18 protein-coding genes and 3 pseudogenes are annotated in these 25622 nt (G+C 72.2%); 10 read left to right on the forward strand and 11 right to left on the reverse strand.

All coding sequences use genetic code 11. From position 1 onward, the window contains the following. Position 1: 1 nt before the first annotated feature. From ACIPYQ_RS37720 to ACIPYQ_RS37730, 3 genes are all read right to left on the reverse strand, one after another. On the reverse strand, positions 2-541 hold the full coding sequence (locus ACIPYQ_RS37720) for a hypothetical protein (protein WP_401258788.1): 540 nt from the start codon (positions 539-541) through the stop codon (positions 2-4). Between the two features lie 163 nt (positions 542-704). Next, positions 705-1175 carry a hypothetical protein gene (locus ACIPYQ_RS37725; protein ID WP_401258789.1) on the reverse strand — a complete coding sequence of 157 codons (471 nt, stop codon included), beginning with the start codon at positions 1173-1175 and terminating at the stop codon, positions 705-707. 126 nt (positions 1176-1301) lie between these two features. Beyond that, positions 1302-1691, reverse strand: a complete 390-nt coding sequence (locus tag ACIPYQ_RS37730; RefSeq protein ID WP_401258790.1) for a VOC family protein — start codon at positions 1689-1691, stop codon at positions 1302-1304. Between the two features lie 103 nt (positions 1692-1794). On the opposite strand from ACIPYQ_RS37730, the gene ACIPYQ_RS37735 reads away from it, so the two are divergent. Further along, a complete protein-coding gene (locus ACIPYQ_RS37735) occupies positions 1795-2829 on the forward strand; it encodes an Lrp/AsnC family transcriptional regulator (RefSeq protein WP_401258792.1) in 1035 nt (344 codons plus the stop codon). A gap of 257 nt (positions 2830-3086) precedes the next feature. Continuing rightward, entirely contained in the window at positions 3087-3773 is a 687-nt protein-coding gene (locus ACIPYQ_RS37740; RefSeq protein WP_401258794.1) for an N-acetylmuramoyl-L-alanine amidase, read from the forward strand. A gap of 14 nt (positions 3774-3787) precedes the next feature. On the opposite strand, the pseudogene ACIPYQ_RS37745 reads toward ACIPYQ_RS37740, so the two are convergent. Together ACIPYQ_RS37745 and ACIPYQ_RS37750 are read right to left on the reverse strand one after the other, a co-directional pair. Further along, positions 3788-4398: pseudogene (locus tag ACIPYQ_RS37745) on the reverse strand (dihydropteroate synthase). 350 nt (positions 4399-4748) lie between these two features. Beyond that, positions 4749-5411: a deoxynucleoside kinase gene (locus ACIPYQ_RS37750; protein ID WP_401258795.1), complete on the reverse strand. Its 663-nt coding sequence runs from the start codon at positions 5409-5411 to the stop codon at positions 4749-4751. Between the two features lie 334 nt (positions 5412-5745). On the opposite strand from ACIPYQ_RS37750, the gene ACIPYQ_RS37755 reads away from it, so the two are divergent. The 3 genes and pseudogenes from ACIPYQ_RS37755 to ACIPYQ_RS37765 all read left to right on the forward strand — a co-directional run bounded on the left by ACIPYQ_RS37755 (position 5746) and on the right by ACIPYQ_RS37765 (position 9361). Continuing rightward, on the forward strand, positions 5746-6837 hold the full coding sequence (locus ACIPYQ_RS37755; protein WP_401258797.1) for an alpha/beta hydrolase: 1092 nt from the start codon (positions 5746-5748) through the stop codon (positions 6835-6837). A gap of 84 nt (positions 6838-6921) precedes the next feature. Next, a pseudogene (locus tag ACIPYQ_RS37760) lies at positions 6922-8276 on the forward strand (AAA family ATPase). Then, the gene (locus tag ACIPYQ_RS37765) at positions 8273-9361 is read left to right on the forward strand and encodes a tetratricopeptide repeat protein (RefSeq protein ID WP_401258798.1); all 1089 of its coding nucleotides are present in this window, start codon (positions 8273-8275) and stop codon (positions 9359-9361) included. Before ACIPYQ_RS37760 ends, ACIPYQ_RS37765 begins: the two are co-directional and overlap by 4 nt. A 47-nt stretch (positions 9362-9408) precedes the next feature. Here the strand turns inward: ACIPYQ_RS37765 and ACIPYQ_RS37770 are convergent, their stop codons facing one another. The 4 genes and pseudogenes from ACIPYQ_RS37770 to ACIPYQ_RS37785 all read right to left on the reverse strand — a co-directional run bounded on the left by ACIPYQ_RS37770 (position 9409) and on the right by ACIPYQ_RS37785 (position 14347). Next, complete coding sequence (locus tag ACIPYQ_RS37770; RefSeq protein WP_401258800.1) at positions 9409-10392, reverse strand: MASE1 domain-containing protein; 984 nt, start codon at positions 10390-10392, stop codon at positions 9409-9411. Between the two features lie 53 nt (positions 10393-10445). After that, positions 10446-11021 (reverse strand): annotated as a pseudogene (locus ACIPYQ_RS37775) (PP2C family protein-serine/threonine phosphatase); the annotation flags it as partial. 198 nt (positions 11022-11219) lie between these two features. After that, complete coding sequence (locus tag ACIPYQ_RS37780; RefSeq protein ID WP_401258801.1) at positions 11220-13628, reverse strand: FtsX-like permease family protein; 2409 nt, start codon at positions 13626-13628, stop codon at positions 11220-11222. Between the two features lie 26 nt (positions 13629-13654). Continuing rightward, positions 13655-14347: an ABC transporter ATP-binding protein gene (locus ACIPYQ_RS37785; protein ID WP_401258802.1), complete on the reverse strand. Its 693-nt coding sequence runs from the start codon at positions 14345-14347 to the stop codon at positions 13655-13657. A gap of 227 nt (positions 14348-14574) precedes the next feature. Between ACIPYQ_RS37785 and ACIPYQ_RS37790 the strand changes: the two genes are divergently transcribed. Next, complete coding sequence (locus ACIPYQ_RS37790; RefSeq protein ID WP_401258804.1) at positions 14575-15870, forward strand: sensor histidine kinase; 1296 nt, start codon at positions 14575-14577, stop codon at positions 15868-15870. Further along, positions 15867-16553, forward strand: coding sequence for a response regulator (locus ACIPYQ_RS37795; RefSeq protein ID WP_401258805.1), 687 nt, complete (start codon positions 15867-15869; stop codon positions 16551-16553). The genes ACIPYQ_RS37790 and ACIPYQ_RS37795 overlap by 4 nt, the downstream gene beginning before the upstream one ends. 21 nt (positions 16554-16574) lie before the next feature. Here ACIPYQ_RS37795 and ACIPYQ_RS37800 read toward each other — a convergent pair whose 3' ends face one another. Together ACIPYQ_RS37800 and ACIPYQ_RS37805 are read right to left on the reverse strand one after the other, a co-directional pair. Further along, positions 16575-18185: an alpha/beta fold hydrolase gene (locus tag ACIPYQ_RS37800; RefSeq protein WP_401258806.1), complete on the reverse strand. Its 1611-nt coding sequence runs from the start codon at positions 18183-18185 to the stop codon at positions 16575-16577. A gap of 12 nt (positions 18186-18197) precedes the next feature. After that, positions 18198-19754 carry an alpha/beta fold hydrolase gene (locus ACIPYQ_RS37805; RefSeq protein WP_401258808.1) on the reverse strand — a complete coding sequence of 519 codons (1557 nt, stop codon included), beginning with the start codon at positions 19752-19754 and terminating at the stop codon, positions 18198-18200. A 274-nt stretch (positions 19755-20028) separates the two neighbouring features. Between ACIPYQ_RS37805 and ACIPYQ_RS37810 the strand changes: the two genes are divergently transcribed. The 3 genes from ACIPYQ_RS37810 to ACIPYQ_RS37820 all read left to right on the forward strand — a co-directional run bounded on the left by ACIPYQ_RS37810 (position 20029) and on the right by ACIPYQ_RS37820 (position 25598). Then, positions 20029-20988 (forward strand): polyphosphate kinase 2 family protein, encoded by a 960-nt coding sequence (locus tag ACIPYQ_RS37810; RefSeq protein ID WP_401258810.1) that lies wholly within the window; start codon positions 20029-20031, stop codon positions 20986-20988. A gap of 75 nt (positions 20989-21063) precedes the next feature. Next, positions 21064-23784 (forward strand): cation-translocating P-type ATPase, encoded by a 2721-nt coding sequence (locus tag ACIPYQ_RS37815; protein WP_401258811.1) that lies wholly within the window; start codon positions 21064-21066, stop codon positions 23782-23784. Continuing rightward, positions 23784-25598, forward strand: coding sequence for a SulP family inorganic anion transporter (locus ACIPYQ_RS37820; protein WP_401258813.1), 1815 nt, complete (start codon positions 23784-23786; stop codon positions 25596-25598). The genes ACIPYQ_RS37815 and ACIPYQ_RS37820 overlap by 1 nt, the downstream gene beginning before the upstream one ends. Positions 25599-25622 lie beyond the last annotated feature (24 nt).

Genomic DNA, 25622 nt, shown 5'->3' on the forward strand with positions numbered 1-25622 from the left:
CCTAGTAGCAGCTCATGCGCGAACCATCGGGTGCCGCCTCGGCGGACCACGAGAACCAGGTCCGGGCTTCCACGCCGAGCAGGGCCCCCGGGTCCGGCTCCACCCCGTAGACCTCGCGGAGCTGTTCGGGTGACTCGAAGGCGAGGGTGATGCTCGGCCGGTCGGCGGATTCGAAACAGAAGACGGCCCTCCGGCCGTCGGGCCCCGTGTCCAGGTCGTCCACTGGACGCCATCCGGCCGCCGGCGCTGCCCGGCCGTAGTACTCCAGCACTTGCTCCCTGGTCCCGCCGTACGCGTACAGCCGCTCGGCGGAGAGCCAGGCGCCCGCGGTGTCGTCGACGCAGGAGGACCCGGCCCACGGACCGCCGCCGACGGGCACGGCCCCCTCCGGCCGCAGCGCCAGCGCGGGCAGCGCGTCGAGCTCGGCCACGGCCGGCCCGGTGCCCTCGCAGGTCTCGAACGGGGAGAGGAGGGAACATCCGCTCAGGCTGGTCCCGACGAGCAGGACCGCCAACAGCACCCGCACGGCAAGCATGTTCATGGCGAGATTATGGCCCCCGCCCGATCATGCGAGTCGCCCGTCCGGGCGAATCGGCGTCGGGTGCGCAGCTGGAGCAGGGCCACGTACAGCAGGCCGAAGGCGGTCCAGGCGAGGTAGAGGCCCGGGAGGCCGAGTCCGGCGTGCACGCCGAGGAGCCGTCGGTCTACGGGCCCGTGTCCTGCCGGGTCGGCGAGGGCTCTGCTCCTCGCCCCCAGGCGTTCAAGCCACGGGCTGCAATGGCCCGGTACGACGTCTCGGCGCTGGTGGCCGGCACGTTGTGCACCAACGGAGTGAGGGCGGATCGGTGCCGGACCAGCTCTGGGTCGTCCAGAAGGGAGACGGCCGCGGCGATGGCCGCCTCCTGGACGGCGGTGTCGGGATCGTGAAGGAAGGCCGACACGGCCCCGAAGAGCGCGGGACGCAGTGCCCGAACCTGCAGATACGCCGGGCTCTCCAGGCGGAGTCCGAACCGTGCCATCGTCGCTTCCGCCTCGTTGCCGACCGTGTTGGCCACGGACCCCAGCCAGTCCAGCAGGGCTGCACGCACCTGCTTCCGGCCTCGGACCGGGCCGGGAAGGCGGGCGGCCGTCGACGGATCCATGAGTGCTGCTGCGACGAACAGTGCTGCGGGCACCGACGCCGGGTGGACCGAGTCCCCTGATGATGAATCGGATCAGTGAGCCGTCGGCATCAGGGAGCGTCACACGACGAGTATGACCGGGCGCCCGGACAGCGCCTCGGTCACACCTGCCGGGCCCGGTCAGGCGATGTCGCCGGTCAGGGCCTCGGTCGATCGGCGGACGGTGTCCGGGTCGATCTGCTGGATCTGTACGACGACCCCGTCCGGGTCGGTGACCCGGATGCTGCGGCCGAAGTTCTCCTCGACGAGCTCGTACGGGTAGCCGCGCTGTTGCAGCCGCTGCGCGACCTCCTCCAGCGGCTCGTCCGTGGCGAAGCCCAGTTCGGTGGTGCCGGACGGCCGTCCCTGCGAGACGGCGCTGGCGTGGACGCCGAGCGCGCCCGCGGCTGCCGTCAGCCGGACCCAGACGGCCGCACCGGGCTCCTGCCGGACAGTGAGCCCCAGCCCTGCGTAGAACTCGCGGGACGCCTCGACGTCGGCCACGTACCTGATGGGAAGGACGGTCAACATGGTCTGCCTCTCTGTTCGGTCGCCATCAGCCTCCCGTCGAGCGCTCCCGTACCCGCTGTACAGTCGCCGCAATGGACACCATCAGACGTTCGGGGGCGACGTCGTGACGCAATCCGTCATGCTCGACGCGCTGGACCGGCGTCTCATCCATGCCCTCCAGATCGACGGGCGGGCCTCGTTCAGCAGGATCGCCACCGTGCTCGGGGTCCCGGAGCGCACCGTCGCGCGCCGCTACCACCGGCTGCGGTCGGCCCTGGTGGTCCGCGTGGTCGGGCTCGTCGACAGCCGACGGATCGGCATGCTCGACTGGTTCGTCCGCATCGACTGCACGCCTGACGCCGCCGACGCGCTCACCACCGCCCTCGCCTTGCGGGACGACACCTCGTGGATCGCCCCGCTCGCCGGCGGAACACGGCTGACGTGCATGGTCCGCACGCCGGTCGCGCCCACCGACGGCGAGCGCCCCTTCTTCGACCATCTGCTCCGAACCCCGGGGGTACGGGACGTGGAGGCGGGCTGCGTGCTGCGCGAGGTCGCCGGCGTCGGCGGCTGGGCAGGCCGGACGAGCGCGCTGGAGGGGGCCGAGCAGGCCGCCCTCCTCGGCCCCCCGCCGGCGCCACCGGGTGACCCGGAAGCGCCCGGCTGGGGCGAGGCGGAGGCGCGGCTCGCGGGCGAACTGGCCCGGGACGGCCGGGCGGACGTGCTGCGGCTGGCCGCCGTCACCGGTTGGTCGGCCTCGACCGTGCGCCGGCGCATCGCAGGGCTGCGGGCCGCGGGGGTGCTCCACTTCGAGGTGAACGTGGACCCGTCCTGCTTCGGCTTCCCCGTGGAGGCACTGCTGTGGCTGGAGGTGGCGCCGGCCGCGCTGGGCGAGGTGACGCAGGCGCTCTCCGGCCACGACTCGGTCGCCTTCGCCGCCGTCACGACGGGCCGGGCAGCGGTCGTCGCCATGGTGCTGTGTCGCGACACCGGCGCCCTGTACGACTACCTGGCCGACGAGTTGGCCGCGCTGCCCGGGATCGGCCGGATGGAGACCGCCCTCATCCAGCGCCGCGCCAAACGGGCGGGGCCGCTCCTCGTACCGGCGATGGCGGAGCGGCTGGAGCGACGCGTTGCGGGACGACAGCTGAGGCGCTGACCCGGCCGACTGGCCGCCCGGGCAACCGCGTTGGGGACGCATCCGACGCGGTAGCGACGGTGAGCGGGAGGACTCCGCCACCCCCGCCGCCCCCTCCGGCTGTCACGAAACGGTCATGATCCGGTCTCATTCCGACATAAAAGGTCGGCAAGGATTCCGCTGGAGAACGTCAGCCCAGCGAAGGATCTACCGATGCTCCGTTCCGGACGCGCCAGGGGCAGAGCCAGGGGCAGAGCCAGGGCCACGGGGCCGCTCGCGTGACCCACCGCAAACCGAAGCCACGGCTGGTGTCGCGCCGTACCGTCATCGCCTGTACCGGCGGTGGACTGATCGCCACCGCTCTCGGCGTCGTCGTCGACGTCCACAGGAGCACCGGGCCCGGCCCGACGGAAACGCAGGACGAGAGCGGGGCGGGGCCACCCGCCGAGCCGACTCCCGAACGGGGGCAGACGTGGATGCCGGAGGTCACGCACAAGCCGCTGACGGTGAACTTCACCCCGGGCGGGATCAGGGAGATGCGGGGTCTGGTCATGCACGTACAGGAGGGCGAGAACTCGCTCCACGATCGCTTCAGCGACCCGGCGGTGGAATGTTCCTCGCACTTCTGGGTCTCGCAGTCCGGCGAGATCGAACAGTACGTCTCCGCGCACGACCGGGCCTGGGCACAGGCCGCCGGCAACCCGTCGTGGCTCTCGGTGGAGACCTCGGGGTTCGCACGTCGGCCGCTCACCGCACAGCAGGTGGCCTCCGTCGCCCGGATCTACGCCTGGGGCATGGCACAGCACAGGTGGCCCCTCGAGTCCGCCTCCACACCGCTGGGCCGGGGGTTCGGCATCCACAGCATGGGCGGCCGGGACTGGGGCGGCCACGCCTGCCCGGGCTCCCTCCGGTCGGCCCAGACGGGGGAGATACTCAGCGCGGTCCGTGAGATGCACCCGCGGTAGGTGTGGAGGGCTCTTCAGGCCGGAGGGGTGACCGCCCGGGCGACCCTCACCGCGTCCGCCGTCGCCCGTACGTCGTGGACGCGGACGGCCCAGGCACCCTGGTGTGCGGCGATGGCTGACAGAGCGACCGTCGCCGCGTCCCGGCGATGGGCCGGAGGGGAAGTCCCGTCCGCGCCCGCCAGGACGTGCCCGAGGAACCGCTTGCGGGAGCCGGCGACCAGTACCGGGCGGCCCAGGCCGCGCAGTTCGGCGAGTCCGGCCACCAGGCCGAGGTCGTGCCGTGCTTCCTTGGCGAAGCCGAGTCCCGGGGCGGCCAGGCCCCCGCTGACGTCGTTGACGAGGACCGCGCCCGCTTCGACCGCCCGCCGGGCGACGGAGGCGCGCACGGTGTCGCGACGGACACCAGGACGCCCTCGGCGGCCAGCCGCCGCACGACTGGGATGACCCGGCGCAACTCCTCGTGCTCGTCGACGCGGGACGCGCCCGGGCGGGTCGATTCGCCGCCGACGTCGACCAGGTCGGCGCCGTCGGCCACCAGGCTCAGGCCGCGTTTGACGGCAGCGGCCGTGGCGAACCAGTGGCCCCCGTCGGAGAACGAGTCCGGGGTCACGTTGACGACGCTCATGACCGCGCAGCGGTCCCGGTCGGGCAGGCCCGCGACGGCGCCCCGTCCGCGCGGGCCCTGCGCAGGAGGTGTGCTCCGATTGCTGCCGGCGCGGTGGGCCGGGGAGCTCATGAAGGCCGGCAGCTCCCGGCTGAGGACCGTGCGCTCCAGGATCCCGCGCGCTGCGGCGACCGGCGCGGAGGGGCGTTCGCCGGCCAAGGCGGTGCACTCCGCGTCGATCAGGCCGAGCAGCGTCTCGACGCACCCCGTCCGGCTGACGGGTGCGAACCAGCTGCCCGGCCGGAGTAGACCGTTTCGCCGGAATGCGAGACCGGTCGTCTACATGCCGGACACCGTGGAACGGGTTGGGCTCAGGCCCGGCGCTTGGCCGCCACCAGGGCGTCCTTGACCTCCTGCACCACCCGGGCGGCGTCGTCGGCGTTGTGCACCACGTCCGTGTGGTTCATGTCGATGACGAGGACCTCGCTGGCCGAGTAGTGCTTGTGCACCCAGTCGTCGTAGCCGGACCACAGCGTCCGGTAGTACTCGACGAGGCTCTCGTCCTGTTCGAAACCGCGGCCCCGCAGCCCGATGCGGTGCAGCACCGTCTCGAAGTCCGCCTTGAGATAGACCATGAGATCGGGTGCCTTGCGGTACGGCAGGCCGTCGATCTCGCGCATCATCTCGTTGAGCAGTCCCTCGTAGACCCGCATCTCGAGGGAGCTGATCCGGCCCAGGTCGTGGTTGACCTTGGCGAAGTACCAGTCCTCGTAGATGGACCGGTCGAGGACGTTGTCGCCCTGCTTGTACGCCTCCTTGATCGAGGCGAAGCGCGTCTGCAGGAAGTAGAGCTGGAGCAGGAAGGGGTAGCGGTTGGCCTGGATCTCTTCGGGGCTCGCCGTGTAGAAGAGCGGAAGGATCGGGTTGTCGTCCACGCTCTCGTAGAAGACTTCGCTGCCGAGCTCCTTGGCGAGCACTTCGGCCACGCTCGTCTTGCCGATCCCGATCATGCCTCCGACGCAGATCACTGCCATTCCTCGCTTCTCCCTGGGGGTCTTCTGTTCGCGGGCGGGCGAGCTGGGCACGCCACACCACTGAGATGCGCGTCGGCGGTCACTCGATTCCCCAAGGTCCGCATGATCAGTGTCATACGACCGCCTTGAAGCATAAATGACGCTTCACCCCACGCCGGCCAGAGCTGGACGTCGTAAGTGGGGCGGCCGTGGGACGTGGTGCGGGTGCACTCATTTGAAAGCTAAACGACATTTATTGCCTATTTTTGCAACCTTGGAGGTCGAGAACGCATCCCAAGAGAAGACCCACCCGTCCTGCCCGCCCGAGGGCAGCCGCCCTGTTCGGAGCAAGTTCGTGCACGAGTACCCGCAGCCGCAGCAGCCCAGGCGATCCCGCAAGAAGGTGTGGATCGGCTCCGCGGTGGCCGTGGCCCTGCTCGCCGGCGCCGGCGCCGGGTTGATCCACTGGAAGACGGACTGGTTCGACGGGAACGGGGAGGCCGTCAGCTACGCGAAACCCCCTGCCGGAGCGGACAAGGACAAGGGCAAGGAGGGCGGCGGAGCACAGGCCTCCGCGCCGAGCGCGGACCCGGACGTGTCCCTCCCCGCCGGCCCGTTCGCCGACTTCAAGCAGACGGTCAAGCTGGACGACGGCACCCGCATATCCAAGGCCCGGGTGAAGGGCGCCAAGTCCGGGTTCGAGGGCAGCGTCTGGGTGTGGACGCCCAAGGAGTACGACCGCCCGGAGTACGCGAAGAGCGCCTTCCCCGTCATGATCGCGCTGCCCGGAGGCAACGGGAACGCCGACAACTACTGGGCGACCATGCCGAAGCTGGGCCTCCAGAAGGCCATCTCCGAGGGCGCCGCAGCCGGCAAGAGCCTCCCGTTCATCCTGGTCATGCCGATCCTCAACCCGGACGCCAAGTACTACTACGACGGCTCCGACATCCCCGGCCAGGCCAAGATGGGCACGTGGATAGGCGAGGACGTACCCGACCTCGCCCGGGCCAACTTCCGTACCTACAAGTCCCGTGACGGCTGGGCCTTCATGGGCAACTCCTCCGGCGCCTTCGTCGGCCTCAAGCAGCTCCTGCAGCGGCCGGACCGCTTCCGGGCCGTCATCGCCAACGGCGGCGAGATCGTCCCCGACTCCCCGCTCTGGAAGGGCCACCAGGCGGAGATGGACGCGAACAACCCGGAGAAGATCGCCCCGAAGCTGATCAACAGCAAGATCCCCGACGTGAACGTGCTCTTCCAGTACGGCACCAAGGAGGGCGGCCGCGACCGGATGGAGAAGTTCCAGCAGCAGTTCGGCAAGGGTCCGATCAAGGTCACGATCCACGAGATCCAGGGCGGCGACCACAACGGCTGGGACTACGTCCGCGGCATGCAGGAAGGCCAACTGGAGCAGCTCAGCAAGCTGATGAAGGGTCCGAAGCCGCAATAGGGCAGATGAGGTAAGCCTCGGAGGCGGCCCGGCCGGGCGGAACCTGCTTGATCCGGGCGCGCGGCGGGTTCGTAGGGTGGTGGCATGCCCGACGAAACCCCCGACACCTCCTCCGGCGGCCCCGAGGCCGCCGAGTCCCCGCTGATCGGCAGCCTGCGCGCGGCCGTCGCCGCAGCGCCCGGCGACGTACCCCTGCGACTGCACCTCGCCGAGCTGTTGCTCGATGCCGGGCACGGCGACGCGGCGGTCGTGGAGGCCGCCTTCGCGCTCAGCCACGCACCCGGGGACGCCCAGGCCCGGGCCCTGATGGCCCGGGCCATGGGCGGGCCGGCGCCGGCGGCGCCCGTCCAGCAGCCGTCAGCGCCCGTCCAGCAGCCTTCGGCGCCGGTCCAGTCGCCGGCGCCTCCCGTTCAGCAGGGCGGCCGATTCGACTGGGCGGCTGCCGAACAGGAGGTCGGGGACGTCGTCCCGCCCCGGTTCATCGCGAAACCCGGGGCGAAGGAGGCCCCGCTGACCGTCGACGGCAGCGGGACGCCGGGGACGCGAGCGCGTACGACGTGGACGCGCCCGACGCGCCCGGCTCGGTACGCCTCGCGGACGTCGGCGGGATGCAGGAGGTCAAGGACCGTCTGGAGGCGGCCTTCCTCGCGCCCATGCGCAATCCGGAACTGAGCAGGCTGTACGGCAAGAGCCTGCGCGGCGGGCTGCTCCTGTACGGGCCGCCCGGCTGCGGCAAGACGTTCATCGCCCGGGCCGTCGCCGGCGAACTCGGCGCGAACTTCATCTCCGTGTCGATCAGCGACGTGCTCGACATGTGGGTCGGCAACTCCGAGCGCAACATGCACGCGGTGTTCGAGACCGCTCGCAGGCAGGCGCCGTGCGTGGTCTTCCTCGACGAGCTGGACGCGCTCGGCGCCAAGCGCAGCCGCACCCAGCACAACGGCATGCGCAACACCGTCAACCAGCTGCTGACCGAACTGGACGGCGTCGGCGACGTCAACGACGGGGTGTTCGTGCTCGCCGCGACCAACGTCCCCTGGGACGTGGACATCGCGCTGCGCCGCCCGGGCCGGCTCGACCGCACCCTGCTCGTGCTGCCGCCCGACGCTCCGGCCCGCGACGCGATCCTCCGCTACCACCTGCGGGAACGCCCCATCGAATCGGTCGACGTGGGCAAGCTCGTCAAGGCCACCGACGGCTTCTCCGGCGCCGACCTCGCGCACGTCTGCGAGAGCGCGGCCGAGTCGGCGCTGCTCGACTCCGCGCGGACCGGCACCATCCGCATGATCAACACGAAGGACCTGCTGGGCGCCGCGAAAGCGATCCGGCCCTCCACCGAGCCGTGGTTCGCGGCGGCCCGCAACGTGGCCATGTTCGCCAACGAAGGCGGCACCTACGACGAGTTGCTCGCCTACCTGAAGAAGGCACGGAAGCTGTGACCGCACTGCACCCGCTCGTCGAGCAGGCGGCGGCCCTGATAGACATCGACCGGATCGACGACGCTCGCGCACTGCTCGCCCGGCGGCTCGCCGAGGACCCGACCGACGCGGCCGCCTGGGTGTCCCTCGCCGACTGCCACCTGGTGGACCAGGAGTACGAGGAGGTCCTGACCGCCACCGGCGAAGCGCTGGCCCTCGCGCCGGAGTATTTCGACGCCCACTACTTGCGCACGTACGCCCTGCGCCGCACCGGTCGGCGGGACGAAGCGCTGGCCGCGGCCCACGAGGTTGTCCGTCTCGGCCCGCAGAGGTGGAGGGGCTTCGCAGCCCTCTCGGAGGCACTGGGCGCGTGGCAGCCGCGCTGGCCCGAGGCGTTCGACGCGGCGGCGACTGCCGTGCGGCTCGGCCCGGACGCGATCGGTGCGCACCGCGCGCTGTGGAAGGCCGCGCTGATGAACGGCCGCTCCGACGTGGTGCGGCAGGCAGTGCTCGAGACCCTGCGCATCGACCCGCAGAACGCCTGGGCGCTCAAGGAGCGGGCCGACCACGCCGCGTGGCAGGCCGCCGCGCCGCCGCTGACCGGCGCGGGAGCCAAACTGCCGGCCGCCGCCGAGGCGTACGCCACGGCGCTCGCCGCCGACCCTCAGGCCCAGGGGCTGCGCAAGGGCCTGGACGGGACGGTGTTCCGGATGCTGCGCGGCACCCGCTGGCTCGCGCTGCTCTGCCTGGTGATCGCGGCCCTCGCCGGACGGATCTTCCCGACCGGCGACGACCCCATGGCGCTGCCCGCGCCGCTCGGCATCCGGCTCTACGCGCTCGCCCTGATGACCGCCGTCTGGGGCCTCGGCGCCTGGCGCCGCTACCGTCGCATGCGTGCCGGAGTCCGGCTGAGCCTGCGCTCGCTGATCCGGCGGGTCGGCTGGGCGCGGCTGATCGTCGGGCAGTCGGTGTGGTGCACGGTCACCGCGGTGGTCGTCGTGACCGTGCCGTGGTCCGAACGGATCGTCCCGCAGGTGCTGTTCTGGGTGGCGCTGGTGCCCACCCTGCTCACCGTGTGGTTCGAGCGCGCGGCGATCCGCACCTGAGCGCGGGACCGGGCCGCCGCGTGGGTGGCGGCGGGCCTGCCGGGGTGTTACGGCGGCGGAGGGTTCTCCGGCGGGTACTCGTGCGGCCCGGGTCGTGGCTCCATCCGGGCCACCATCTCCGCGAGCCGCTCGCAGACCCGTTTGATCTCCTCGTGCGTGCTGTCGCGTTCGGTGATGACGGCCGCGATGAGGAGGGCCGTCAGCGCGGTCGTGCCGTTGAAGGCCTGGAGCGTGACCATGCTGGCGAAGACGTCCTCGCCGACGAACGGGCCCCTGTCGCCGGCGGCGGCCAGGATCGCCAGCGTCGACACGGCGAGGGCGCACGGCGCCGCGCCCGCCAACCGGAAGCGAAAGGCCGCCCAGATCAAGAACGGCGAGACGAGGAAGAGCAGGTTCGAGTCGGGCGTGCGCGTCACCAAGAGCGTCACGAAGACCGTACCGAGCGCCAGCGCCACCACCTCCAGCCACCGGCCGGGCCCGGCCCGCGACGGCCACCGGGCCTTGCGCAGCACGAGCAGGAAGGGGGTGACGACGAGGATTCCCATCGCGTCACCGGTCCACCACACCGACCAGGTCGGCCAGAAATCGCCTGCGTCCAGTGCTCCGGAGAGGACCAGTACGCCGCTGCCGATGGTTGAACTGATCAACATCCCGGCGAGGGCGCCGAGGAAGACCAGCGCCAGGACGTCCCGCAGGCGGTCCAGCTCGATTCTGAACCCGGCTCGGCGCAGCATCAGGCAGGCGCAGACCGGCGCGAGGGTATTGCCCGCGGTGATGGCCAGTACGGAGATCAACGACGGCCCGAGGGACACGTTGACCAGGAACGCGCCCAGTGCGATGCCCGGCCAGACGCGCAGCCCCATCACGAGCAGCGCGGCCAGCGCGACGCCGGTCGGCGGCCACAGCGGGGTGACCTGGTCACGGACCAGCTGATGGAGGAGGCCGACCTGTGCGGCCCCGTAGTAGACGGCGGCGACGGCGAGGATGCGCAGAGCGGCGGACCCGAGACGACCCACCTCTGCGCTGCCCACGACAGCAGTCTGCGCTCAGATCCCGCCACTGGCGACCCCGGCGGCACCCTCGGTCAGGCCGGCTCCTGCGGGCCGTCGTAGCGGACGACGAGGACTGCGGCATCGTCGCGGTGTCCGGTCAGGTCGGCCACTTTGACGACGGCGGAGGCCAGCACGTCGGGATCGGCGTCGAACCCCGCGCGCACCAGTTTGACCACCTCGGCCAGACCGGCCTCCATCGGGTAGTGCGGGCCCTCCACCACTCCGTCGGTGAGCAGCACGAGCACCCCTGCCTCGGTCAGACGCCGGTGGGTCACCGGATACCGCTGCCCCGGCACGATGCCGAGCGGCGGCCCGCCGCGGTCGAGTGCTATGCCGTGACGGCCTCCGGCTGTGGCCCAGACCATCGGGACATGGCCGGCCCTGGAGGCGGTCAGATCGCGGCTGACCGGGTCGAAACGAAGGAAGCAGCACGTCGCGAAGAGGCCGCGCCCCATGGCGATCAGCAGATCGTTGGCGCGGCCGAGCACCTGGCGGGTGTCGCTCGTCGCCTGTGCGAGGGCGCGCAGGCTGGTGCGCACCTGCCCCATGAAGGCGATGGCCTCCACGTCATGGCCCTGCACGTCCCCGACCGTGAGCCCCAGTGACCCGCCTCGGGACGGTGTCCGCGCATCACGGCTCCTGGCTCTCCCAGAGCCTTCTCACCTCACCCTAGCCGCTGCTTCCGCACGCCTCCACAGGGGTGGGCGGGCCACGGCAGTTGGGTACGAGGGCCACGGCGCCGACGGCCGGAGCCGGGTGGGGGGCCGCAGGCCGGCTGACCGCGGCTCACGGTCGCCCCGCCCGGGTCACTCCGCCCGTAGCGCCTGCGCCGTCCGCGTCCGCGCCGCCCACCCGGCCGGCAGCAGCGCGCCCGCCACCGCGATCACCACGCCGGCCAGCGCCAGCGCCCCCAGCAGCACGGGGCCGAACACGTCGACGTCCGCCGGCGGGATCGTGGTGCCGACGGCTCGGCCCGTCTCCGGCATCACCCAGCCGTGCAGGGCCACCCCGAGCGGCACTCCGACGGCCCCCGCGGCGAGGCCGATGGCGCCCACCGACGTGAGGACCTGGACGAGCGTCTGCCGGGGCGTCATGCCCAGCGCCTTGAACACTCCGAGGTCGCGCACGCGGTCCCGGGTGTCCAGCACCACGGTGTTGAGCACCCCCAGGCAGGCCACGGACACCAGCATCACCGTGAGCATCGCGATCAGGGCCTGCATCGCGCGGATCACGCTCGACTTGCCCGGCCCGCCGGCCTCCGCTTGCGCGCCGAGCGGCTCGAGTGCGGCGTTCAGGGCCTCGACGTAGTTCCCCGCGTCCGCCCCGGGCGCGAGCCGCACGCTGAAGTTGCTCGGCAGGTACCGGCTGCCCAGGCCCGCGACCGACGCCGTGTCCGTGCGCAGCGTCATCCCCTGGTCACCGAGATCGAACACCTCCCCGACGATGAGCAGCCGGACGGTGCGCCCCTGCTCCGACAGGACCACGGTGCCGCCCACGTGGACGCCGGTGGCCTGGAGGAAGCGGGTGGCGGCGACCGCCTCGCCCCGGGCGCCGAACCACCGGCCGGACACCATCGTGTGGTCGGCGCCGGGCGCGTCGCCCTCGTACGCCACCAGGGGCGCGCCGCCCTTCAGCCCGGCCACCGACACCTGCGTCCTGGCGGTCCGGTACGAGGACGCGGTCTCCGGCCGGGCGCCGATCGCCTCGGCGACCGCCGCCGGGTCGGCGGGCGCCGGGGGCGCCGTGCCCGCCGGGCCCTCACCCGGCCTGGCCAGCGAACGGACCGTCACATCACCGCCCCGGTCGGGGTCCCCGTCCTGCTGGACCGCGATGAGCGTGCTGCCCAGGCCCACCGCGAAGGTCACCGCGAGCGCGCCGAACGTGACGGCCGCGGCCGTCGTCGCCGAGCGTGCCGGGCGGGCGAACGGGCTCGCCAGGCCGAGGCTCACCGCACGCGGCAGCGGCAGCCGCCCGAGCAGGTTCCGCACCCGGCGCCCGCGCCCACGCCCGCCTCCGGCGGCCCGGCCCATGCCGATCACCTGCGCGGTGCGCAGCCGGGCCGCCCGCAGTGCGGGCACCGAGGCGGTGGCCGCCACCAGCGCCAGGGCACCGGCCGGCACCGCGAGGTCCACCCAGACGGGGATCAGCACCGCCCCGGTCCCGTAGGACTCCGCCACCTCCGCCATCAGCGGTACGGCGAGCCCGTTGCCCAGCGCCACCCCCGCGACGGCACCCGCCGCCGCCGGGATCAGCGCCTGGGCCACGTACGCCCGGCCCACCTGGAGCGGCGTGAAGCCGAGGGACTTCAGGATGCCGATCCGCCGGGTCGCGGCGCCCACCGCGCCGCTCACCACGATGCCGATCACCAGCATCGACATGGCCAGGCCCAGCACCGCGAACGCGGTCACGAAGGGGACGTAGGCCGCCGTGTTCTCCTGGGCGGCCTGCCGTACGTCGAGGTAGGACTGGGCGCCGGTGACGGCGTCCGGCGGCAGCGCCGCGGCGATCCCGTCGCGCACACCCGCGATCGCCGCAGCGGTGCCGGCGTCGGTGAGCCGGTACAGCATCTGGTAGCCCGTCCGTTCCCCGGCGAGGGCGCCGAGTTGCGCGGGCACGACCCACGCGTCCGCGCTCTCGCCCACCGACTCGGCGATGCCGACCACCGTGAGCCCGGTCCCTCCGGTCCCTCCGGTCTCCAGGCGCGTCCCGGGCCGCACCCCGGGCTGCCTCGAACCGGCCTCCAGCACGATCTCGCCGGGCGCGGCGGCCCACCGGCCCTCGACCAGCGCGACGTGGTCCACCTCGCCTCCGGCCGACGGCCGTCCCACGACCGTCAGCGGCGGCGGCTGGAAGCCGGGCGGCATGTCGCCCGTCGGCCGGAAGCGTACGGAGGCCACGCCGAAGGGCCCCGTCGCGGCCGCGGCCCCGGAGAGCCCGGCGGTGTCCGCCACCTGCCCGGCGGTCACCGCGGAACCGTCGAACTGCACCGTGAGGTGCGCCCCCCGCTGCCGGGCGAAGGCCCGGTCGAAGGGCGCCTGGGAGGCGACCAGCAGCCCGAGGGCGAGGACCGACGCGGCGACCGAGATGAGTGCCGTGAGGGCCACCACCGCGGTCTGCGCGCGCCGCCGCCCCACCCCCGCGCGCACCACCCGTCCCAGGGCTCCGCTCCGCCGCCGGCCGGCCACGCGGACCGTCCGTCCACCCGGTTCCCGCATCCCCGGTTCCCGCACCCCCGGCCCGCTCATCGCCGCACCGCCGCGACATCGCGCGCGATGCGCCCGTCGACGAGTTCGATGGTGCGGGTCGCGCACGCTTCGGCCAGCGCCAGGTCGTGCGTGACCAGCACGATCGTCTGCCCGTCGGCGTTCAGCTCGCGCAGCAGCTCTCGTACGTCGGCGCCGGACGCGCTGTCCAGCGCGCCCGTCGGCTCGTCGGCGAGCAGCAGCGGCGGACGGTTCATCAGGGCCCGCGCCACCGCCACGCGCTGCCGCTCGCCGCCCGACAGCCGCCCGGGGAAGGCCCGGGCGTGCCGGTCGATGCCCAGGGAGGCCAGCAGTTCGGCGGCCCGGGCCGCGGCCTCGGCGCGGGGCATGCCGGACAGCTGGGCCGGCAGCAGCACGTTGTCCAGGACGGTGAGGTCGTCCAGGAGGTTGAAGAACTGGAAGACCATGCCGATCCGGGAGCGCCGGTACTTCGCGGAAGCGGTCTCGGTCAGCCCGTCCACCCGCACCCCGTCGACGGTCACGCTGCCCGCGCTCGGCCGGTCCAGCCCCGCGATCAGGTTGAGCAGCGTGGACTTGCCGCTTCCGGAGGAGCCGAGCACGGCGAGCGCCTCTCCTGCCCGCACCCGCAGGGTGAGCCCGGCCAGCACGGCCGGGCCGGCGTCGTACGTCTTGCTCACCTCGCGCACGTCGATGAGGTGGTTCTCGGTCATGGATCCTCCACGGTCGGCAGGTCGTCCGGCAGCGGCCGGATCGCTTCCCGGCCGCCGTCCCGACGCTAGGAGCCGGGGTCCCGGCGCCGCGTCGGCCGCGGTGCGGAGCTTCGGTACCGTGCCGGGACGACGCTCCGCGGCGTCATCCCCGCGATGTACGCCGGGGGTTGAGGGTGCCGGTCCCCACGGCTGATCCGCGGCCGGCCGACCCTGGGCACACTGGTCCGATGAGCACAGGAGACGTCCTCATCCGCCGGGCCCGCGGACTTCGTCCCGCGGGGGCGCCACCGCGGCTGTCGCGCCCGTCGTGGGCGCTCGACGCGGTCATCGCCCTGGTGCTGGCCGTGTACACGGTCATCGGCGACCTCAACCGGTCGTACGTGGAGGTCATCGAGGCGGGGCCCGACGTCGCCGAACCGCCCCCGGTGTGGATACCGTCGCCGCCCGCCGTGCCGCATCCCGTGCCGGCCGTCGAGCACGTGCTGCCTCCCGCGGAGCCCTGGGAGTTCGTGGCCGCCGTACTGACCGCTCTGCCGCTGGTGATGCGCCGCCGGTGCCCGCTGGCCGCCTACTGGGCCGTGATGGGCGCGACGCTGCTGCTGCACCGGGGGGCGGTCGCCGCGGACGCCACCACGGTCACGTTCGCCTCGGGCCTGATCGCGGCGTACAGCGCGGCCGTGTACAGCCCCCACCGGAAGGCCGTGGCAAGCTCCCTGCTCGCGGGAGTCGTGCTGTACGCGGTCTTCCCCCTGGTCCCCGAGGTGGACAAGGGACTGGTTCCCGTCCTCGTCCTGCTCCCGGTCGGCCTCGCCGCGCACGGCGTCCACACCTGGCGGCAGCGGACCCGGACCCTCCAGGAGGAGCAGCGTGCGGCGCTGCGGCGGGCCGTGGACCAGGAGCGGTCGCGGATCGCCCGGGAGCTGCACGACGTGGTCACCCACAACGTGAGCATGATGACCATTCAGGCCGGTGCCGCGCGCAAGGTGCTGGACACCGCCCCCGACCAGGCCAGGGAGGCGCTGCTGGCGGTGGAGGCCGCCGGGCGGTCGGCGATGTCGGAACTGCGGCACGTGATGGGCCTGCTCACGATGACCTCCGACGGCGCCGACCCGGCCGCCGAGGCGGACCTCGCGCCGCAGCCCGGCCTGGACCGGCTGCCGGAACTGGCCGACCGGGTACGCGACAGCGGCGTGCCGGTGGAGCTGACGGTGCGCGGCGCCCCGGCCGAACTCCCGGCGGGCGTGGACCTGGCCGCGTACCGGGTGGTGCAGGAGGCACTGACGAACACGGTCAAGCACGCCACGGGCGCAGGTGTGTCGGTCGTGGTGGAGTACGCGCCCGGAGAGCTGCGGGTGGACGTGACCGACAGCGGCGGCCGCCCCCGGCCCGCGGGTCCGGGCGGCGGTCGCGGCCTGGTGGGCCTGCGCGAACGGCTCGCACTCTACGGCGGTACCCTGCACACGGGCCCCCGCCCCGGCGGGGGTTTCCGAGTCCGCGCCGTCATCCCGGTGGAGGGTCCGTGACCGAGGCACCGCGCGTGGTGATCGTCGACGACCAGGCCCTGGTCCGTACCGGATTCCGGATGATCCTCGCCGCCGACGGCATCGAGGTGGTCGGCGAGGCCGCCGACGGTGACGAGGCGGTCTCCGTGGTGCGGCGCACCCGGCCCGACGTCGTCCTGATGGACATCCGGATGCCCGGCACCGACGGCCTGGAGGCCACGCGCCGCATCCTTCGCAGCGACGGCCCGTCGCCCCGGATCGTCATCCTCACGACCTATGACCTCGACCGGTACGTGTACGCCGCCCTCAGCGCCGGGGCGAGCGGCTTCCTGCTGAAGGACGTCACCCCCGAGCACCTGGCCGCGGCGGTCCGTCTGGTGCGCTCCGGCGACGCCCTGCTGGCCCCAGCCATCACCCGCCGGCTGGTCGAACGCTTCGCCTCCGCCGACGACCGTGCCGCTCCCCTGCACCGGGACCTGTCCACGCTCACCCCGCGCGAACTCCAGTTCCTCGAAGCCCTGGCTCGTGGCCTCAGCAACGCCGAACTGGCCGGGCGGTTCCACGTCAGCGAGGCCACGGCCAAGACCCACGTCGCCCGCATCCTCGCCAAGCTCCGCCTCCGCGACCGCGCCCAGGCAGTGATAGCGGCCTATGAAACGGGGTTGGTCACCCCGGCCGCCCCGGGGAACGACCGGGCCGTGTGAACCGCGGACACCCGGGTGGTCTCAGGACCCGGTCTCGAACTCGGGTGCTGTGAGGCTCTTCAGGCATTCCGTCTTCGGCGCGGCCGGGTCGTCGAAGAACGAGACGGCGATCTCCTGGGCGCACTTCGAGGTGGCGAACACCACGTGCGGCTCGTACGGGACCGTGACGACCTTGGCCTTGGGCAGCGTACGGGCGACGTACGGCCCGTTGTCCGCCCCGGTCTGGGCGTCGAACGCACCCGACAGGGCGAGGGTGGGGATGTCGCCGCGCGTGACGTCCCGGATCGAGGGGTCGGCCGCGGGGACGTTCCAGGCCGCACAGTCCGGGTGGAGGAACGTCAGCAGCGGGGCCTGGGCCTGCACCGAGCGGGGGAACGACGGGAACTCCTTCTGTCCGCCCTGGAGTGCCGCGTCCCTGCTCTCGTACGGGGTCCACTCGCTGCAGAAGACGCCGTAGGAGAGACCGTGCGAAGTCACTCCGATGCCCTTGGGGTTGGTCCTCCAGCCCGCCCACTGCTGGGCGATCGGCTGCGGGTTGCCGTTCGCCAGCTCGTCGATGAAGCGGGGTACGTCTTCCGCCGTGTGGGTGGCGGAGGTCAGCCAGTTCACCAGGGTTCCGCCGTCGATCACGACCTTCACCGGCTTGTCGCTGCCGGGGACCGTGACGGTGGTGGTGACCGGCTTGGCTTCGAGGTCGTTGACGAGCTTCTCGAAGGTGGCCGGCAGGTTCGGATAGCGCTTGTTGCAGGCCGGCTGGTCCGCGCAGGCCTTGAACAGGCCGTCGACGCCCTGCCGGAAGCTGCTCCAGGTCGAGGCCGACCCGGACGTGGACGGCGGCAGTATGCCGTCGAGGCCCACCGAGCGGAGCCCCTCGGGGTGCAGGCGCATGTAGGCCAGTGCCAGATGGGTGCCGTAGGAGATGCCGTACAGGTTCCACTGCTCGACGCCCAGCGCGGTGCGCAGGTCCTCGTAGTCGGCGGCGCTCTGGGTGTCGTTGTAGGCGCTGAGGTCCACCCCGCGGGCCGCCAGCTGGTCACGGCAGGCCTTCGTGGCGTCGACGTGCAGGCGCCCGGTGGACGGAGCGTCGTAGACGAGGCCGACCACGTCTGCGTTGAACTCGTCGACGTTGGGGCAGAGGAGCGCCGGGTCGGCCGAGTACGTACCGCGCTGGGACATGAAGATCACGTCACGGTCGCGGTTCAGGCCGCCGTCGATCGCCATCTTCGCCTCGCCCACGGCGTCGTCGCCGGGTCCGCCCGCGAGCCACACGATGGGATCGGGTTTCGGCTTGCCGTTCGCGGCGGGCACGATCGCGACACCGAGTTCGATCGTCCGGCTGCTTGATGTGGCACGGTTCTCCGGCACGGTGAGCGTTCCGCAGCGGGCCTCGTCGAGGGCCTCGATCGGTTCCGGCGTCTTCGGGCAGGGGCCCGGCTCGAAGCGGGCGTCGCCCACCGTCCGTGCGGTCGTTCCGATGGGCGCTCCGGGGGTGGGGGTGGTGTCGGTGCGGGACTGCGCCTGCGCGGGCGCTGCGAGCAGTCCGGTGACGAGGAGGCCGGCCGCCATGCCGGCCGAGGTGGCCTGGAGTCGTCGTACGGTGCGGCGACGAGGGGGCGCTTCGTGGCGTGTCATCTGGCCTCCCGGTCATTTCGGGACGATCGTGAACGGTCCGGGTTCGAGGTCGTTCACGCACGCGGTGTCGGGCGCGGTCGGGCGGGCGAAGAACGACGCCAGCACGCGCTGTGCGCACGGCGACTGCGGGACCACCCAGTGGCCGATTCCGGGAACCTGTACGGCGGTCGAGCGGGACAGGTTGCGGGACGCGTCCTTCGCCCAGCTCGCTCCGGTCTTCACGTCGAACGTGCCGGAGATGACGAGTGCCGGCACCGAGCTGACCGTGGCCACCCGCTGGACCTCCGTGCGGTCCGGAACGTTCCAGAGCCGGCAGACCGGGTACTCGAACGGAAGTTGCGGTACCTGGGCCAGGACAGTGTCAGGCCACCCGGGGAAGGCCTTCTGCCCCGCCGTCAGCACGTCGGGTTCCGAGTACCCCGGCGCCCACTCGCTGCACACGGTCGAGTTGGTGAGGCCGTGCGCGAACTCGCCGGTCTTCTGGACCGAGCCGGCCGCGCGGGCCTGCGCGAAGCGCTCCGGGTTTCCGCGGCTGAGTTCGTCGAGCGCCGCCGGGAGGTCCTTGGGCCTGGGGTTGAAGGCGATGATCAGGTTCAGCAGTGCGCCCCCGTCGAGGACGGTCTTGACCGGCTTCCCTCCGTCCGGCGGTGTGACGTTCAAGGTCAGGGGCTGTGCCTCCAGCTTGCGCACCTGCTCCGTCAGCAGTTCGGGGAGGTCCGGGTACCGGTCCTTGCAGGCGGGCTGCGCCGCGCACGCTTCGAAGATGTTGTCGATCCCCTCGGCGGCGCTGCTCCATCCCCACGGCAGGGTCACGGTCTGGGGAGGTACGACCGAGTCGATCGCCACCGCGCGGATTCCCTCGGGGTGCAGGCGCAGGTAGGTGAGGGCCAGGTCGCTGCCGTAGGAGTAGCCGTAGACGTTCCACTGGGGGATGTCCAGCGCCTTGCGCAGGTCGGCGAAGTCGGCGGCGTTCTCCGTGCTGTTGTAGGCGCTCAGGTCGGTGCCGTCGGCCGTGAGGCGGCCCCGGCAGTCCTTCACCGCCTTCAGCAGGAGCTGTTCCGCCTGCGGTGAGTCGTAGCCCAGGCCCACGGCCTGCTCGTTGAAGCGGTCGATCTCCGGGCAGGCGAGGTTCGGCTGGTCGTAGAGGTTGCCGCGCTGGGCCATGACGATCAGCTCGCGGTCCTTGTTCAGGCCGGAGTCGACGAGGAAGGGGATGTCGTCGAACGTGTCGGCTCCGGGGCCGCCCGCCATGAACACCACGGGCTCCTGTGCCGGCTTCGCCGGGTTGACGGCCGGAATGCGCGCCACGGCCAGCTTGATGGTCCGGCCGTCGGGGCGGGAGCGGTTCTCGGGGACCTCGAGGTGGCCGCACCGTGCGCTGCCGAGCGCTTCGATCGGCTCGGGCGGCTTCGGGCAGGGGCCGGGGACGAACCGGGACGGGGTTGCGGGAGCCACCCGACCGCCGGACGGGGCGGGCGGTGACGTGGCACCGCCCGGTGCGGGGCCGAACGCCGTCAGGCAGACCAGAGCGGTCGCGGCGGTCGCCGCGTGGATGCTGTGCTTGGGCATGTGGTCTCGTTCCTCTGCCGGCGTCGGCAGGCTGCCCCGCCGGGCCGGGCCGCGGCGGTTGGGACGGAACGCTCGCATTCGACGCTACTGGGTGGACCGTACGTGCGCACGCGGAGCGATCAGCGGCCCGTGGCGCCTCGGAGAGCGGTCCCGTCCGGGCGAGCAGACAATGAGCATGAGTGGCACCGAGGCGACTCCTTCCAGCGGGCCCGGACCGGGCCCGCGTTCCGAGACGCACCGGGCCCGCCCCGGAGCAGCGAGGGACTGACAGGTGATGGCGGACGAGAGAGCCGAACGCATCGCGGATTTCATCGGACCGCTCCGGGTGGAGCCGGGGTCCGAGGTACGCCTGGACCGGGACTTCGATCCCCGCTACAAGGCCGGTCTGAAGAAGCGGGACGGGGTCGAGCTGCTGCGGACCGGGGTGTCCCTGCTGGCCGAGTACCAGGAGCGGCTGGCCGCCCAGGACACGTACGGCGTCCTGCTCTGTCTGCAGGCGCTCGACGCCGGGGGCAAGGACGGGACGATCCGCCACGTGATGAGCGGCGTCAATCCCCAGGGGGTACGGGTCAGCAGCTTCAAGGTGCCGTCCGCGGAGGAACTGGACCACGACTACCTGTGGCGGTACGCCCGGCGGCTGCCCGCGCGCGGCGAGATCGCCATCTTCAACCGCTCGCACTACGAGGAGGTCCTCGTCGTGCGGGTCCACCCCGACAACCTGGTCCGGCAGAGGCTGCCGGAGACGGCGTCCGGGCCGGAGCTGTGGGACCGACGCTACCGGGAGATCAACCGCTGGGAGCACTACCTCACGGACAACGGGTTCAAGGTGGTGAAGGTCTTCCTCAACCTGTCCAAGGAGGAGCAGCGCGCCCGCTTCCTGAAGCGGATCGACCGGCCGGAGAAGAACTGGAAGTTCTCCGCGGCCGATGTCCGGGAGCGGCGCCGGTGGGACGACTACCAGCACGCCTTCTCCGCGATGCTGTCGGCCACGAGTACGAAGTGGGCGCCGTGGTACGTCGTGCCGGCGGACCGGAAGTGGTTCGCCCGGATCTGCGCGGCGGCGGTCCTCGCCCACACGCTGATGGACATCGATCCCCAGTTCCCCGATGTGGGGGAAGAGGCGCGCAAGGCGCTGCTCGTCACCAAACGGGAGCTGGAGCGGGAGGCCCCCGCCGGGGCCCCGGCCGATCCGTACGCCGCCTCCCGGCGGCCGGGGAGGAAGAAGCGCGGCTAGCGGTGGCAGGACTCCCCGGGCCCCGGCGCCCGAGCGGCGTGGACGCGTCCGCGGCCACGGATCGGAGGCAGGACGATGACGGTGCGGGCGGAATCTGCGGGAGAGCGGCCCCGGGCTCCGGGCGACGGTTGGTACACGCGCGCTCCGGAGGCGGTCGTGGCCGCGTTCGACGTCGATCCGGCGGTCGGCCTCTCCACTGCGCGGGCCGCGGAACTCCTGGCCGCGCACGGGCCGAACGCGCTGCCCGAGGAGAAGCGGACTCCGACCTGGCGCCGGTTCCTCGCGCAGTACCGCAGCTACATGCAGATCGTCCTGCTGGCCGCGGCGGTCGTCTCGCTGCTCATCAGGGAGTGGACCACCGCGATCCTGCTGATCGTGCTGACCCTGCTGAACGCGGTGGTGGGCCTGCGCCAGGAGGGCAAGGCCGAGAGCGCGATGAACGCACTGCAGTCGATGATGAAGGCGACGGCCCGGGTCCGCAGGGACGGGACGGAGGCGGAGATCCCCGCCGAACAGCTCGTCGTCGGCGACATCGTGCTCATCGCGGCCGGGGACCAGGTGGGGGCGGACGGGCGCATCATCGAGGCCAGTGCCCTGCAGATCGACGAGTCGGCACTCACCGGCGAGAGCGTTCCCGCCGGGAAGGACTCCGGCACGCTGACGGGCGCCCTGCCGGCGCCCGGCGACCAGACCAACATGGCGTTCATGAACACTCCGGTCACCCACGGCAGCGGCGTACTCGTCGTCACCGCGACCGGCGCCGGCACCGAACTCGGCAAGATCTCCGGGATGCTGTCGGCCACGGAGAAGGAAGTGCCGCCGCTCACCAGGGAGCTCAACACCCTGACCCTGTGGATCACGGCCGCCGCGGGCTTGACCATGATCGTGATGTTCGCCCTGGGGCGGCAGCGGGACCAGGCCTGGGACGTGCTGTTCGTCAGCGCGGTCTCGCTGGCCATCGCCGCCATCCCGGAGGCCCTGCCGACCGTGACCCAGGCGATCCTGTCCGTCGGCAGCCTCAACCTGGCGAAGCGCAACGCCATCGTCAAGGAACTGCCGTCGGTCGAGACCCTGGCGTTCACGTCGGCGATCAACTCGGACAAGACCGGCACCCTCACGATGAACCAGATGACCGCCGTCGAAGTGCTGAGTCCCACCGACCGGTACACCGTCTCGGGCACGGGGTACGGGCTCGAAGGGAAGGTCCACCATGCCGCGGGCGCCTCCGCGGGCATCGAGGACGCGATCCTGCCGTACGTGGTGGCCAGCGACGCGAAGCTGGTGGACGGCGAGGTGGTGGGCGATCCCACCGAGGGTGCGCTGCTGGTGCTCGCGCACAAGGCCGGGCTGGACGTCGAAGCCACCCGGGAGGGCCTGCCGCGGCTCGCCACGCTGCCGTTCGACCCCGAGTACAAGCTGATGGCCACCTTCAACGCGGCCCTCGACGCCTCCGGACGACAGGTCGTGCGGTGTTTCGTCAAAGGGGCGGTCCCGGCGGTCGTGGCACGGGCCGCCACCGCGCTGTCGGCGGGCGCGACCGTCCCGTGGGACGAGGAACTGGCGGCGCGCGCCGAGGCGCAGACCGAGCGGATGGGCGGCGAGGGACGCCGGGTCATGGCCGCCGCCACCCGGGATCTGGACCCGGCCGGCTTCGATCCGGAAGGCGACCTGCTCGCGTACGTCACGGAGCTGCGGATGAGCAGCCTCGTCGGCATGGTCGACCCGCCCCGCGAGGAGGCCAAGGCTGCCGTGGCCGGCGCCCAGGCGGGGCACATCCGGGTCCGCATGGTGACCGGTGACGACGTCACCACCGGTGCGGCGATCGCCCGGCAGCTCGGCATCCCCGGCGAGGCGGTCCTCGGCGCCGATTTCGCCGCCATGAGCGAGGAGGAACAGCTCGCCCGGATCGACGGCATCGGGGTGGTGGGGCGGGTCGCGCCGGAACACAAGGTGCTGCTCGCCGACACGCTCAAGAAGAAGGGCGACGTCGTGGCGATGACCGGGGACGGCGTCAACGACGCGCCGGCCATCAAGGCCGCGGACATCGGCATCGCGATGGGCAGCGGCACGGACGTGGCGAAGAACGCCGGCCGCATGGTCCTCTCCGACGACAACTTCGCCACCATCGTCTACGCGGTGGAGCAGGGTCGGCGGATCTACGACAACCTCACCAAGTACATCCGGTTCGTCCTGCTCCTGCTGGTCACCTTCGTGCTGACCTTCCTCGGTGCCACGGTCTTCAACATCGCCGCCGGTGAGCCCTTCACCCCACCGCAGGTGCTGTGGATCCACTTCGTGGTCAACGCGTCCTTCGGCTTCGCGCTGGGCTTCGACCGGGAAAGCCCCGGGCTGATGCGGCGCAGGCCGCGGCCGCGTGGGGAGTCGGTGCTCACCCGGCGCGTCCTGGTCACGGTCGGGCTGGGCGGACTGGCGATCACCATCGTGCTGCTCGGGCTGATCACGCTCGGCGAGGCCCACTTCGACAGCGTCGAGACCGGTCAGTCGATCGCGTTCACCGCGTTCGCGCTGTGTCTGATCGTGGCCGCGTTCGAGTGCCGCAGCGAGACGGACTCGGTGCTGACTCCGTCCACCTTCGACAGCAAGCAGATGAACTGGGTGGCGCTGGCACAGTTCGTGCTGGCGGTGCTGGTGACCCAGATGGACGGCTTCCAGCGTCTCCTGGGGACGACGGAGATCAATGCCCGTCAGTTCGGCTGGGCGGTGCTCGCCGCCCTCGTACTCCTGGTCCTGTGGGAGCTGGGCAAGCTCGTGGCCCGCCGGTCCCGAGGCACGTGATGGGAGAGCGGTCCGCGCCGACCTGGTACGGGAACCGCAAGCTCCTCTCCCGGGTGCGGGCCGTGCCCGGGATCCGTGCGGCCGCGTCCTACCGGCGGGAGTGGCTGGTCAAGGACCTGGTGGCGGGAGTCGTCCTGACCACGCTGCTGGTGCCGCAGGGCATGGCGTACGCCGAGTTGGCGGGCCTGCCGCCCATCACCGGCCTGTACACGACGGTCCTCTGCCTGCTCGGCTACGCGGTGTGCGGGCCGTCCCGGATCCTGGTGCTGGGCCCGGATTCCTCGCTGGGGCCGATGATCGCCGCCACCGTGCTGCCCCTGGTGGCGGCCGGCGGGGATCCCGACCGGGCCGTCGCGCTGGCGTCGTTGCTCGCGCTGATGGTCGCGGCCGTCATGATCCTGGCCTCAGTGGCGAAGCTCGGCTTCATCGCCGATCTGATCTCCAAACCGACGATGATCGGCTACATGAACGGGCTGGCGCTGACCATCCTCATCGGTCAGCTGCCCAAGCTGTTCGGCTTCAAGGTCGAGGCGGACAACCTGATCGGCGAGTGCACCGGCTTCCTGCGGGGCCTCGCCGACGGGGCGGCGGTGCCGGCCGCCGCCGCGGTCGGCATCGGTGGGATCGTCGTCATCCTGGTGCTGCAGCGCTTCCTGCCGAAGGTCCCCGCGGTGCTCGTGATGGTGGTCCTGGCGATCGCCGCGGCCACCGTCCTCGACCTGGGCGCGCACGGCGTCGGACTGGTCGGGGAACTGCCCGAGGGCTTCCCGCCGTTCACGATCCCCGACGTGCGCCCCGCCGACCTGCCGCTGCTGCTCGGTGGTGCGCTGGGCATCGCCCTGGTGTCGCTGGCCGACACGATCTCCAACGCCTCGGCCTTCGCGGCCCGTACGGGGCAGGAGGTCCGCGGCAACCAGGAGATGGCGGGCATCGGTGTGGCCAACCTGGCCGCCGGTTTCTTCCAGGGCTTCCCCGTCAGCACGAGCGGATCCCGTACGGCGGTGGCGGAGCGCGCGGGGGCCAGGACCCAGCTCACCGGGGTCGTCGGAGCGGCGCTGATCATCCTGATGCTCGTACTGGTTCCGGGCCTGTTCCGCAACCTCCCCCAGCCGGCCCTGGCCGCCGTGGTCATCACGGCCTCGCTGTCCCTGGCCGAAGTCCCCGGGTCCGTGCGGCTGTGGCGGCAGAGCCGTACGGAGTTCCTGCTGTGCTGCGCGGCCTTCGTCGGCGTGGCCCTGCTGGGCGTGCTGCCCGGGATCGGCATCGCGGTGGCCCTGTCCGTCCTCAACGTCTTCCGGCGCGCCTGGTGGCCCTACCGCACCGTGCTCGGGCGGGTGCACGACCTGGAGGGCTACCACGACGTCCGCTCCTACCCGCAGGCCCGGCAGCTGCCCGGCCTGGTGATCTACCGGTTCGACGCCCCCCTCTTCTTCGCCAACGCCAAGACGTTCCGCGACGAGGTCAGGCGGCTGGCAGGAGCCGACCCGCGGCCGACCTGGATCCTGGTCGCGGCGGAACCGATGACCGACGTGGACACCACCGCCGCCGACGTTCTGGAGGAGCTCGACGAGGCCCTCAACGCGGACCACGTGCACCTGGTGTTCGCCGAGCTGAAGGACCCGGTGCGACGGAAGATCGAGCGGTACGAGCTCACCCGCACCATCGACCCCGATCACTTCTTCCCCACCGTCGAGGCCGCCGTCGCGGCCTTCCGCCGGCTCACCGGAGCCGAGTGGACGCCGGTCCCCCCGGCCGATCCGCCCGTCGGGCCCGAGGCCGGATCCGCGGGTCCCGCGCCCGGCGACGAGCGGTGACCGCCCTGCGGGCGGGAGAGACCC

The sequence above is a fragment of the Streptomyces sp. NPDC090045 genome (assembly GCF_044747975.1).
Taxonomy (GTDB): Bacteria; Actinomycetota; Actinomycetes; order Streptomycetales; family Streptomycetaceae; genus Streptomyces.